8 protein-coding genes are annotated in these 11496 nt (G+C 64.6%); 5 read left to right on the top strand and 3 right to left on the bottom strand.

What is annotated here, in order from left to right; all coding sequences use genetic code 11:
• The first annotated feature begins 69 nt into the window (after nucleotides 1-69).
• From KP004_RS20320 to KP004_RS20300, 5 genes are all read left to right on the top strand, one after another.
• Nucleotides 70-798, top strand: coding sequence for an SRPBCC family protein (locus KP004_RS20320; protein WP_216800190.1), 729 nt, complete (start codon nucleotides 70-72; stop codon nucleotides 796-798).
• A gap of 42 nt (nucleotides 799-840) precedes the next feature.
• Entirely contained in the window at nucleotides 841-2061 is a 1221-nt protein-coding gene (locus KP004_RS20315) for a zinc-dependent alcohol dehydrogenase (protein ID WP_216800189.1), read from the top strand.
• Nucleotides 2062-2243: 182 nt separating this feature from the next.
• Nucleotides 2244-3104, top strand: coding sequence for an SDR family oxidoreductase (locus KP004_RS20310; RefSeq protein WP_216800188.1), 861 nt, complete (start codon nucleotides 2244-2246; stop codon nucleotides 3102-3104).
• A 68-nt stretch (nucleotides 3105-3172) separates the two neighbouring features.
• Nucleotides 3173-4255 (top strand): SDR family NAD(P)-dependent oxidoreductase, encoded by a 1083-nt coding sequence (locus KP004_RS20305; protein ID WP_216800187.1) that lies wholly within the window; start codon nucleotides 3173-3175, stop codon nucleotides 4253-4255.
• A gap of 178 nt (nucleotides 4256-4433) precedes the next feature.
• Entirely contained in the window at nucleotides 4434-5396 is a 963-nt protein-coding gene (locus tag KP004_RS20300; protein ID WP_216800186.1) for a YihY/virulence factor BrkB family protein, read from the top strand.
• A 147-nt stretch (nucleotides 5397-5543) separates the two neighbouring features.
• Here KP004_RS20300 and KP004_RS20295 read toward each other — a convergent pair whose 3' ends face one another.
• The 3 genes from KP004_RS20295 to KP004_RS20285 all read right to left on the bottom strand — a co-directional run bounded on the left by KP004_RS20295 (nucleotide 5544) and on the right by KP004_RS20285 (nucleotide 11487).
• Entirely contained in the window at nucleotides 5544-6002 is a 459-nt protein-coding gene (locus tag KP004_RS20295; protein WP_216800185.1) for a CHRD domain-containing protein, read from the bottom strand.
• Nucleotides 6003-6018: 16 nt separating this feature from the next.
• Nucleotides 6019-9354: a maltose alpha-D-glucosyltransferase gene (treS, locus tag KP004_RS20290; protein WP_216800184.1), complete on the bottom strand. Its 3336-nt coding sequence runs from the start codon at nucleotides 9352-9354 to the stop codon at nucleotides 6019-6021.
• 153 nt (nucleotides 9355-9507) lie between these two features.
• Nucleotides 9508-11487: an alpha-1,4-glucan--maltose-1-phosphate maltosyltransferase gene (locus KP004_RS20285; RefSeq protein ID WP_216800183.1), complete on the bottom strand. Its 1980-nt coding sequence runs from the start codon at nucleotides 11485-11487 to the stop codon at nucleotides 9508-9510.
• Nucleotides 11488-11496 lie beyond the last annotated feature (9 nt).

Raw genomic sequence — 11496 nt, 5'->3', positions numbered from 1 at the left:
TGTTCTAATTCAAAACCCCCGGCACCTTAATAAGAACAAGCGCCATCAGCTTCCAAGGGAGGATAAAGCATGGATCCGAGTGAAACCGAGCGCAGCCAGTCGAGAGAATGGCGAAGAGAGACACGGGTAAACGTGGGGCCCGCCGAGCGGAAGGCGTCCGTCATCGGCGGCGCGGCCCTGGCGGTTTCGGGACTCAGGTGCATCAGCAAGAGAAATTACGCCTCGGGGCTCGCCATGATGCTCGCCGGCGGGATGTTCCTGTACCGGGGGCAGACCGGGCACTGCGGGATCTACGACGCCATGGGGGTCGACACCGTGCACACGCACAACTCCGCGCTGACCATAGAGAAGGCGGTGACCATAGGGCTGCCGCCGAACGAGGTCTACGAGTTCTGGCGCAACCTGGAGAACCTGCCGCGCTTCATGAGGCACCTGGAGTCGGTACAGGTGACCGGTGCCCGCACCTCGCACTGGAAAGCGGTCGGCCCGGGCGGCATCAGCGCGGAATGGGACGCCGAGATGATGGAGGACGTGCCGGGGCAGCAGATCAGCTGGCACTCCGTGGGCGAAGCGGACGTCCCCAACAAGGGGAGCGTGGAGTTCAGGGAGGCCCCGGGATACCGGGGAACCGAGGTGAAGGTGACCATCGACTACTACCCGCCCGGCGGCGGAGCGGGGAGAGCGGCGGCGAAACTCGCCCAGGGGATCAACTCGCAGCAACTCGAGGAAGATCTGAAAAGGCTGAAGCAGATCCTGGAAGTGGGCGAGGAGACCACGGCAAGGCGCACGGTCCAATAAACCGATTCCCCGCCGCCACCGGGCGCGGGGCAAGGAGGGAATATGAGGGCGGTATGCTGGCACGGCAAACACGACGTGCGGGTCGACGAGGTAGCGGACCCGCAAATCGTCAGCAAGGGAGATGTCATCGTCAAGGTCGCGCTGACCTGCATCTGCGGCTCCGACCTGCACCTGTACAACGGCTACGTCCCCACCATGAAGAAGGGGGACATCCTGGGGCACGAGTTCGTCGGTGAGGTCGTCGAGGCGGGCAGCGGCGTCACCCGCTTCCACGTCGGGGACCGGGTCATCGTCCCCTTCCCGATCTCCTGCGGCGTCTGCTGGTACTGCAAGCACGAGCTGTGGTCCCTGTGCGACAACAGTAACCCCAACTCATGGATGCTGGAGCACCTTTACGGCGACACGGGGGGGGGCATCTTCGGCTACTCGCACATGTACGGCGGCTTCTCCGGCGGCCAGGCCGAGTATGTCCGGGTCCCGTTCGCGGACGTGGGGCTCGAGAAGATACCGGACGGCATCCCCTACGAGCAGGTGGTGCTGTTGACCGACATCTGTCCGACCGGCTACCAGGCCGCCGACAACTGCAACATCAACCCCGGCGACACCGTCGCCGTCTGGGGCTGCGGGCCGGTGGGGCTGATGGCGATGATGTCGGCGCGGCACCTGGGAGCCGAGCGGGTGATCGGCATAGACCGCTTCCCCGACCGCCTGCAGATGGCCCACTCCCAGTGCCAGGCCGAGGTGCTGAACTACGAAGAGGTGGACGTGGCGGAGGCGCTGCAGAACATGACCGGCGGACGCGGCCCCGACTCCTGCATCGACGCGGTGGGCCTGGAAGCGGTCGGAACCGGCATCGAGGGGATCTACGACTCGGTGAAGCAGACGCTCAGGCTGGAAAACGACCGGGCCTCGGCGCTGCGCCAGCTGACCAAGGCCTGCCGCAAGGGGGGAACGCTCTCCATCGTCGGGGTCTACAGCGGCTTCATCGACAAGTTCCCCATGGGCGCCATCTTCGCCAAGGGGCTCACCCTGCATGCGGGGCAGGCCCACGTGCACAAGTACCTGCCGCACCTGCTCAAGCTGGTACAGGAGCAGCAGCTGAATCCGTCCTCGATCATCACGCACCGGCTGCCGCTCGAGGAGGCCCCCAGGGGGTACAAGACCTTCCTTAACAAGCAGGATGCCTGCATCAAAATTGTGTTGAACCCTCAGGCTCAGGGAGCCGCAGCCACACCGGGCTCCGAACAGGCAAGCGCCGGCTGAGCCGCAAAGCTTGGCAGCCCCCCCTCCCTTGCCGGGAGGGGGACGGGGGGTGGGTGAAGCCGCAAGACATGGAAATTGATGGCAGCTTCCCCCACCCCCTAGCCCCCTCCCGCAAGGGGAGGGGGGAACAAGGTCAAGCTTTCCAGACGTACTTGAACCAGCAAACCATGGAGGAGGTACAGATGACCCCGCAAGAGGAAAAGCCGTTCCCGCGCCAGCGCCAGGAGCAGCCGGCCAGCGAAGCCGAGATGAAACCGAGACCGCAAAGCGGCGAGTTCGAATACCGCGGCTCTGCCAAGCTCCAAGGGAAAACCGCCCTCATCACCGGGGGCGACAGCGGCATCGGCCGCGCCGTGGCCATCGCCTTCGCCCGGGAGGGCGCCAACATCGCCTTCGCCTATCTCGAAGAGGACCAGGACGCCAGGGAGACCCGCGACATCGTGGAGCGGGAGGGGGTGCGCTGCCTCGCCTTTCGCGGCGACGTGGGGCAGGAGCAGCTCTGCATCGACATCGTCGGCAAGACCATCGGGGCCTTCGGGAAGCTGGACATCCTGGTGAACAACGCCGCCGAGCAGCACTACTGCGAGAGCCTCGAGCAGATCTCGGCGGAACAGCTGGAGCGGACCTTCCGCACCAACATCTTCTCCTACTTCTTCCTGACCAAGGCGGCGCTCAAGCACCTGAAGGAAGGCGCCCGCATCATCAACACCACCTCGGTCACCGCCTTCAAGGGAAGCCCGATGCTGCTCGACTACTCGTCCACCAAGGGGGCCATCGTCGCCTTTACCCGGTCGCTGGCACTGTCGCTGGCCGAGAAAGGGATACTGGTCAACGGCGTCGCGCCGGGGCCGATCTGGACGCCGCTCATACCCGGCACCTTCCCCGAGGAGAAGACGGAAAAGTTCGGTACGGAGGTGCCGCTCAAGCGTGCCGGGCAGCCGGTGGAGGTGGCGCACAGCTACGTCTTCCTCGCCTCGGAAGGCGGAGCCTACATGACCGGCCAGATCATGCACCCCAACGGCGGCACCATCGTCGGAGGTTAAAGGATTTGCGGGAGGGGGGGCAACCAAAGGCAGGTGCCGAAAACCCCGAAGCCTGACAAGGAGCGTTCATGAAATCTGCAGACCGTCGCAATTCGCTGGCCTTGGCGATGTTGGGAGCCGGGGCCGCTTTTTTCCTCTGGAGCATGCGCCGCCGCGCGCGCCGCATCGACTTTATGGGCAAGACAGTGGTGATTGCCGGCGGCTCGCGGGGCCTCGGGCTCGAAATCGCCCGGCAGTTGGTCAAGGAAGGGGCGAGACTGGTGCTTTTGGCGCGCCGGCCTGACGAGTTGGAGCGCGCCCGCGCCGAGCTGGCCCGCGCCGGCGGCGATGTGATCACCTTCCCCTGCGACATCGGGGTGCGCCAGCAGGTCGAGGAGGCCGTGGCGGCCGTTATCGAGCTGCGCCGCAGTATCGACGTTCTGATCAACGTCGCCGGCGTCATCCAGGTTGCGCCTTTCGAAAACCTGGAGCTGAAGGACTTCCAGGAGTCCATGGACGTGCACGCCTGGGGGCCCTACCACATGATCCGCGCCGTGGCGCCGCACATGCAGCGGCGCAGGAGCGGGCGCATCGTCAACGTCTCCTCGATAGGGGGGCTGGTGGCGGTGCCGCACCTTTTGGCCTACACCATGGGCAAGTTCGCCCTGACCGGCCTCTCCGACGGCTTCCGCGCCGAGCTCGCCAAGGATGGCATCTACGTCACCACCGTCGCCCCCGGCCTCATGCGCACGGGCTCCCATATCAATGCCAATTTCAAGGGACAGCACCAGAAAGAATTCGCCTGGTTCGCCATTTCGGGCGCCAACCCCGCGCTTTCCACCGCGGCACCGGCCGCGGCGCATAAGATCATCGAGGCATGTCGCTACGGCCAAGCCCGCCTGATCATCAACTGGCCTGCCCGCCTGCTGCACGCCGCCAATGCCCTATTTCCGGAAATGACATCAGTAGCCGCCGGGGTGGCAGCCAGGATGCTCCCCGGCCCGGCGGCGCCCGCCGACAACCGGCAGCATCCCGGCTGGGACAGCCGCTCCAGGCTGGCCCCGTCGTTCCTCACCCGCTCCAGCGACCGTGCCATCGAGCAAAACAATGAACAGCCTCACGATTCGGCCTACGTAGAACGGGTTGACGGCAGATACCGTTCCCGTGTCTAGCGCTGCCGGCATATGACAATCTGCTGCGGACAGACGGTACACCATCCCCCCTCCCGTCAAGGGAGGGGGTAAGGGGGTGGAGGGAGGTTGCCACCTCCGACCGTCATGGCTACTTCACCCACCCCCCCGGCCCCCTCCCGTCAAGGGAGGGGGAGAGTGCCGTCAAAAGGAGTCGACCATGTTCTCACTGCGCAGCTACTTCAAACTGGGTGACGCCAGCTACATGGACCTGGCCAAGAAGGTCTACCACAAGTTCAGCGACGAGGATTGCCCCGAACACGCCGCCGCCATGGCCTATTACTTCCTGTTCGCGTCGTTTCCGTTCCTGCTCTTTCTCACCACCTTGATCGGCTACCTCCCCATCCCGCACCTCATGGACTACATGCTGGCCAACGCGGCCAAGTTTCTCCCATCCGAGGCGTTCTCCCTGATCGAAAGCAACATACGGGCGCTGTTCATGAACAAGAAGGAAGGACTGCTATCCTTCGGCATCCTGCTGGCGCTGTGGGCTTCCTCCAACGCCATCGTTTCGGTCATGGACGCCATGAACAACCTCTACGACGTCAAGGAGGGGAGGCCGTTCTGGAAAGTGCGTCTGACCGCGATTGGGCTGGTGGTCGGCCTTTCCCTGCTCATTTTGTGTGCGATGGTCCTGCTCATGTTCGGGGTCAAGATCGCCAACTTCATCGCCGGGCTGATCAACTTCGGCGTCGCCTTCAAGATCGGTTTCGTGATCGGCCTGATCCCTGTCACCCTGTTCCTCCTGGTACTCGCCGTCGCGGTCATCTACTACTTCACCCCGGACGTGGAGCACGCGTGGAAATGGATCAGCCCGGGGGCGGTAGTCGCCATCCCCTGCTGGGTCGTGATGTCCTTCGGCTTCTCCTACTACATCAACAACTTCGGTTCCTACGACAAGACCTACGGCAGCATCGGGGCCGTGATCGTGCTCCTGTTGTGGCTCTATCTCAGCGGACTGATCATCCTGGCGGGTGCCGTCATCAACGCGGTGATCGAGCACAGTTCGGAGGAAGGGAAAGAGCCGGGTGAAAAGGTGGAAGGGGAACATGCCGCCGAGCGCGGCACCCATTCGAAAGCGGAATCGCAGCAAAAGGCGAAGGGGGAAGCTGCAAAATCATAGCGCTACTACCGGGTAGCGGTGACAGCTCCTCCCCCCGGAGGGGGGAGGTTGGGAGGGGGGAAGGCTCTGGCGGCCGGTGTTCCCCCTCCCTGTCCCTCCCCCTCCGGGGGAGGGTACGCCCAGGCAACAGGCTCAGCTAGAACGAAATTACTTGATCTGCCCCCGTATCTCGCCCATCGGGTACGTCACCGTCGGCACATCAACGTACGCCTCGCCGGCATCGATGATACGGACGAGGTCCTCGACCGTTTTCCCCTCCAGTTCGCCAATCAGGTTCTCGTTGGTGATGAGCCCCTCGGCAAGGATCCCCTTGAACTTGCCCATCTTCGTGGGGCCACCGAACAGCCCAACCAGCGGGGGGCCGTTCTGCCCCGGTTTGCCGTGATGGATGTGCGCCGCGACCGGGCTCGTTATCCTGCTCACGTTCAGTTCGTAACTCATCTCGCCGTCCGCGTAGATCATCTTGATATCCCCCCGCGCCGGCGTCTTCACCGCTGGAACCTCCTGCTGCCCCGAAAGCTTCGCCCGAAAGATCCGCTGTTCCGCACCCGCCGGCAGGGCAGCCAGCACTGCCAACACCACGACCGACATCTGCCATTTTCTCATGACGTTCTCCCCTTTTTCAGCGCCCCTCCGGCCCGGTGGCCACCTGCGCCAGGAGGTCGAGAATGCCGGAGAGCGGTATCGAGACCCACTCCGGACGGTTGTTGAGCTCGTAGCCCAGTTCGTAGATCGCCTTGTCCAGCATGAAGGTCTGCAGCATGATGTCGACCTCGTCCTCCGCGGTCGGCATGAACCGCGCCCCCGCCACCGCCTCCCGGTAGGCCTTGATGAACACCGAGGCGTTGTAGCGGTACCAGGCCTGCACCCAGGGGAGCAGGTAGGCGATATCCTCGTCGCGCACCTGGGTGCGCTGCATGATGACGGCGTGCGCCGCGTAGTGGAAGGAACGCACCATCCCCGCCACGTCCTTAAGCGGCGACTGCTTGATCCTGCGCTCGCTCAGCGATTTGATCGGTTCGCCTTCCAGGTCGATGATCAGGAAGTTGTCGCCGGTGTAGAGCAGTTGGCCCAGATGGTAATCGCCGTGGATGCGGGTCTTCATGGCGCCGAACTTGCGCAGCATGAACTTCTGGAAGACCCCGAGCACCTCGTTCTCCAGGGCAAGGAGCCCTTCGGCGTCGCCGGCGACGTGCTGCGGGATCCGGGCCATGTTCTTGCGCAGCAGGTCGAAGATCTTTTTGCTGCGGCTGCGCATGGACTGGTACACCGAGCGTTGGTAGAGGAGCGCGAAGGGCTCCGCGGCGAAATCGGCATCATCGGTGCGCGAAGAGAGGGCGAGGTGAAACTCGGCGGTGCGCCTGCCGATCAGGGCGACCATATCGGGGTAGAAGCCCTGGATCAGTTCCAGCAGGGCCGGGGTATAGCCGCTGGACTCGTTGCCGGGATGAGGCTCCAGCCCCGACTTCCTGCTCTCTTCGCGGTGGGCGAGCACCCGGTCCACGAACTGCCCGACCTCGCCCAGGGTGAAGGTCCAGGCGTCCCCCTGGTTGGGCACGAATCCCTGCAAAAGCCCCAGCGCGAAGCTCTCGCCGCTGCCGCGCCGGTACTCCAGAGAGCCTGCCAGAGGCGCCACGTGCGGGAAGCGCACCCGGTCCAGGAAGGTGCCGATCTCCACCTCGGGATGGGCTCCTTCCTCCATGCGGCGGTACATCTTGAAGAAGAAACTCTTCTCGAAAACGACCGAGCTGTTGCTCTGTTCCGACTTCCCCACCAGGGAGGAGAACGGGGGCTGCTTCCCTTCCATGAGCGCGGCCATGCCGGAAGCGGGGCGTCCCGAGAGCCTGCCGCTGTCGCCGCGCACGGTCTTCCTGCGCCAGATCAGTTCGAAGAGGATCCAGCGCAGGTGCGAGTTGTACAACCCGTCGTAGAGCACACCCTGGCGGTCCCCCACCTTGAGCAGGCAGATCACGGCCTCGGGCGAGTCGCCCAGCACCGTCTCGCCCCCCCCGTCCATGGGAAGGTAATGCAGCGGCAGGAGATAGACCTCGGGAGCCCCTTCGCTGTAGGTCACCTCCAGGAAGGTGAGCACCGCCGAAGAGCCGTCGATCGCCACCTGGAGCCGGTCCAGCACCGAAAAGCGCACCATGATGCGGCTCTTGCCCTGGAACCAGCGCGACTTCCTGAGGTAGTCCGGCAGGACCGATTGCTCCAGCTGGCGCAGCCCGGCCGCCCTCAGCACGTTCTCCCACCCTCCCGTCACCGCGATCTCCTCCAGCCCCCCCTCCTCGCGGGGCTTGGTCTTCTCGCGTCCGTCGGTCAAAAGAAGCAGGTGGTAGTCGTAGGGCCCGAGGATCACGCCATAGGGGGAATCCTTGATGGAGGGAAAGCGGTTGCGGCTGAACATCTCCTCCGGGTAGAACCCCACGAAGCGGGGCTGGTTCACCTGCACGAACTGGGTGGACCGGGAAAGGTTGATCAGTACGAGAATGGTCTGGTCATCGTACTGGCGCAGCATGGCCAGCACCTTGGGGTTGTCCAGCGGGATGAATTCCAGCGTTCCCCAGCCGAAGGCCCGGAACCGCTTCCTGAGGTCGATCATCCGCTTCATCCACCACAGCAGCGACGAAGGGTTCTTGGCCTGGTTCTCGACGTTGCGCGCCTCGTAGTGATACTCGGGGTCGATGATGGTGGGGAGGTAGAGCTTTTGCGGGTTGGCCGGCGAGAAGCCGGCGTTGCGGTCGGGACTCCACTGCATCGGGGTGCGCACGCCGTTGCGGTCGCCCAGGTAGTAGTTGTCCCCCATGCCGATCTCGTCGCCGTAGTAGATGATGGGGGTGCCGGGCATGGTGAACAGGAGCACGTTCATCAGCTCGATCTTGCGCCGGTCGTCCCCCATGAGCGGCGCCAGGCGGCGCCGGATGCCCAGGTTGATGCGGGCGCGGGGGTCGCGGGCGTAGATCCGGTACATGTAGTCCCGCTCCTCGTCGGTCACCATCTCCAGGGTGAGCTCGTCGTGGTTTCTCAGGAACATGGCCCACTGGCACTGCTGCGGGATGGCCGGGGTCTGCTGCAGGATGTTGACGATGGGGAAGGAATCCTCCATCTGCAGCGCCATGAACATGCGGGGCATGAGCGGGAAATGGAAGGCCATGTGGCAGGCGGCGCCCCCGCCGAAGTAGGAGGCGGCATCCTCGGGCCACTGGTTCGCCTCGGCGAGCAGCATCTTGTCCTGGTATTTCGCGTCGATGTAGGCGCGCAGCTTCGTCAGGAACTCGTAGGTTTCCGGGAGGTTTTCGCAGTTGGTCCCCTCGCGCTCGTACAGATAGGGGACCGCGTCCAGTCGCAGGCCGTCCACCCCCATGCCGAACCAGAAGTCGATGACCCGGAACATCGCCTCGTGCACCCGGGGGTTGTCGTAGTTCAGGTCGGGCTGGTGCGAGTAGAAGCGGTGCCAGTAGTAGCTCTTGGCGACGGGATCGCGGGTCCAGTTGGAGACCTCGAAGTCCTTGAAAATGATGCGGGCGTCCAGGTACTTGTCGGGGGTATCGCTCCAGACGTAGAAGTCGCGCCAGGGGGAGCCGGGCTTGGCGCTGCGCGATTTCTGGAACCAGGGGTGCTGGTCCGAGGTGTGGTTCAGCACCAGCTCGGTGATGACCCGCATCCCCAGGGCGTGGGCGGCCTTGAGGAACTCCTGGAAATCGCGCAGGGTGCCGTAGTCCGGGTGGACGCTGCGGTAGTCGGCGATGTCGTAGCCGTCGTCGCGCAGCGGCGAGGGGTAGAAGGGGAGCACCCAGACCGCGGTGATGCCCAGGTCGCGCAGGTACGGGAGCTTCTGGGTCAGCCCCCGAAAGTCCCCGATACCGTCCCCGTTGGAATCGCAAAAGCTCTTGATGTGCACCTCGTAGATGACGGCGTCCTTGAACCAGAGCGGGTTCTTCTCGTTTCGAAATGGCATGACTCACCCCACGTGCTGCTGTTAAGTCCTCGTTCCCCCTCCCCTTGCGGGAGGGGGTCAGGGGGTGGGGGAAGGTGCCATGGCCTGCCATCCTGCCGCTGCCGCCGTCACCCTCCCCCCCGCCCCCTCCCGTCAAGGGAGGGGGAGAAGTTGTCAAAAGTAGTAGTCGAAATCGGACTCCCGGCGCTGCCAGGTGCTGATCCGGTAGATGCAGGCCGGGTTCACCTGCGGGTCGAGCCGGACGGTGGTGGTCTCCCCCTGCCAGATCGAGTGATCGCCGCCGATCAGGTCGTGCAGCAGGTACGACTGCCCCGGCAGGACGCCGAACAGCTCCAGCGGCAGGCTGAGGCGCGCGGTCCGAACCCGGAACGGATCGAGGTTCACCGCGATCAGCAGCGCCCCCTTCTTCTGTGTCCCGATCTTCGCGTAGAAGAGGACGCTGTCGTCGTCGGACGCGAGGAAGGTGACGTTGTTGGTCTGCTGCAGCGCCACGTGATCGCGGCGGATCCGGTTCAGCGTGACGATCAGCTCCCGGATGTTGCCGGGGCCTTTCCGGTCCCACCGCCGGATCTCGTACTTCTCGGCCTCGAAATATTCCTCGGAGCCTGCCTTTTCCGGTTTCCCCACACAGAGCTCGTACACCGGGCCGTAGATGCCGTAGTTGGAGGAGAGCGTGGCGGCGAGCACGAGCCGGATCATGAAGGCGGGGCGGCCGCCGTACTGCAGGTACTCGGTCAGGATGTCCGGCGTGTTGGGCCAGAAGTTCGGGCGCATGAATTCCCTGGTGTCCCCGCGGGTCAGCTCGGTCAGGTACTCGGTCAGCTCGGCCTTGCTGTTGCGCCAGGAGAAGTAGCTGTAGGACTGGGTGAAGCCGATCTTGGCCAGCCGGGCCATGATCTTGGGCCTGGTGAACGCCTCGGCGAGGAAGATGACGTCCTGGGACTTCTCCTTTGCCTGGTCGATCAGCCACTCCCACATGGGGAAGGGTTTCGTGTGCGGGTTGTCCACCCGGAAGATGCGCACCCCCTGGTCCATCCAGAAGAAGACGATCGACTTCAGCTCCTGCCAGAGTTCCTCCCACTGCGGGGTCTCGAAGTTTATCGGCACGATATCCTGGTACTTCTTGGGGGGATTCTCGGCGTACTGCACGGTGCCGTCCGGGCGCCACCTGAACCACTCAGGGTGTTCCTTCAGGTAGGGGTGGTCCGGCGAGCACTGGAAGGCGAGGTCCAGGGCGATCTCGATCCCCTGCTTTTCCGCCTCGCGCACCAGGTCCCGGAAATCGTCCAGGGTCCCCAGTTCCGGGTGCACCGCCTTGTGCCCCCCTGCCTCGGAACCGATGGCCCACGGGCTGCCAGGGTCGCCCGGCTGCGCCTCGACCGCGTTGGCCTTCCCCTTGCGTTTGCTGGAGCCGATGGGGTGAATCGGGGGAAGGTAGAGGACATCGAAGCCCAGTTCCGCGACGTCCGGCAGAAGCGCGATGCAGTCGCGCAGCGTCCCGTGACGCCCCTCGCCCCCCAGCGAGCGCGGGAAGAGCTCGTACCAGCTGCTGAAAAGCGCCTTCTTCCGGTCCACCCGGACCACCAATTCCTTGTGATAGCGGGTGGCGAGCCCCCGGGCGCAGCAGGTGCTGACCAGGTCGGAAAGCCGGGAATCGAGCCCCAGCGCCACCGCGCCTTCCTGCTCCTGTTGCGCCGAGAGCGCCGCTGCCGCCTCGCGCAGCCGCGCCGCATCCCCCTCGTCGGCCTCCCCGACCGCCTGTTCCAGGATCTGCGCGCCGATTTGGAGGTCGACCGCCACGTCCTGCCCCGCCTCGAACCTCTTTTGCAGGTCCCGCTGCCAGGTACGGAAGTGGTCGACCCACCCCATCAGGGTGTACTGGTAGAAGCCCGGCTCGCCCAGGACGAAGCTCCCCTCCCAGCGGTCGTTGTCCAGGCGCCGCATGACGTTTTCCTGCCACTGCTCCTCGCCCATCCGGCGGTACAAAAGCAGCGCCACGACCTCGTCGTGGCCGTCGCTGAAGACGTCGGCCTGCACCACCATCTGGTCGCCGCTGACCCGCTGCACCGCGAACCTGCCGCAGTCGATCTGCGGGTGCACGGCCTCGATCGCTATCCGGGCTCTCCCTTCCATAGACTCACC

It is taken from the genome of Geomonas oryzisoli, assembly GCF_018986915.1.
Taxonomy (GTDB): domain Bacteria; phylum Desulfobacterota; class Desulfuromonadia; order Geobacterales; family Geobacteraceae; genus Geomonas; species Geomonas oryzisoli.
The sequence above is the reverse complement of the archived record's forward strand: the minus strand, read 5'-3'. Positions and strand labels throughout refer to the sequence as shown.

Excerpts from the sequence above, each read along its gene's own strand:
- KP004_RS20320 (WP_216800190.1), top strand. The coding sequence starts at position 70 with ATGGATCCGAGTGAAACCGAGCGCAGCCAGTCGAGAGAATGGCGAAGA.
- KP004_RS20315 (WP_216800189.1), top strand. The coding sequence starts at position 841 with ATGAGGGCGGTATGCTGGCACGGCAAACACGACGTGCGGGTCGACGAG.
- KP004_RS20310 (WP_216800188.1), top strand. The coding sequence starts at position 2,244 with ATGACCCCGCAAGAGGAAAAGCCGTTCCCGCGCCAGCGCCAGGAGCAG.
- KP004_RS20305 (WP_216800187.1), top strand. The coding sequence starts at position 3,173 with ATGAAATCTGCAGACCGTCGCAATTCGCTGGCCTTGGCGATGTTGGGA.
- KP004_RS20300 (WP_216800186.1), top strand. The coding sequence starts at position 4,434 with ATGTTCTCACTGCGCAGCTACTTCAAACTGGGTGACGCCAGCTACATG.
- KP004_RS20295 (WP_216800185.1), bottom strand. The coding sequence starts at position 6,002 with ATGAGAAAATGGCAGATGTCGGTCGTGGTGTTGGCAGTGCTGGCTGCC.
- treS (WP_216800184.1), bottom strand. The coding sequence starts at position 9,354 with ATGCCATTTCGAAACGAGAAGAACCCGCTCTGGTTCAAGGACGCCGTC.
- KP004_RS20285 (WP_216800183.1), bottom strand. The coding sequence starts at position 11,487 with ATGGAAGGGAGAGCCCGGATAGCGATCGAGGCCGTGCACCCGCAGATC.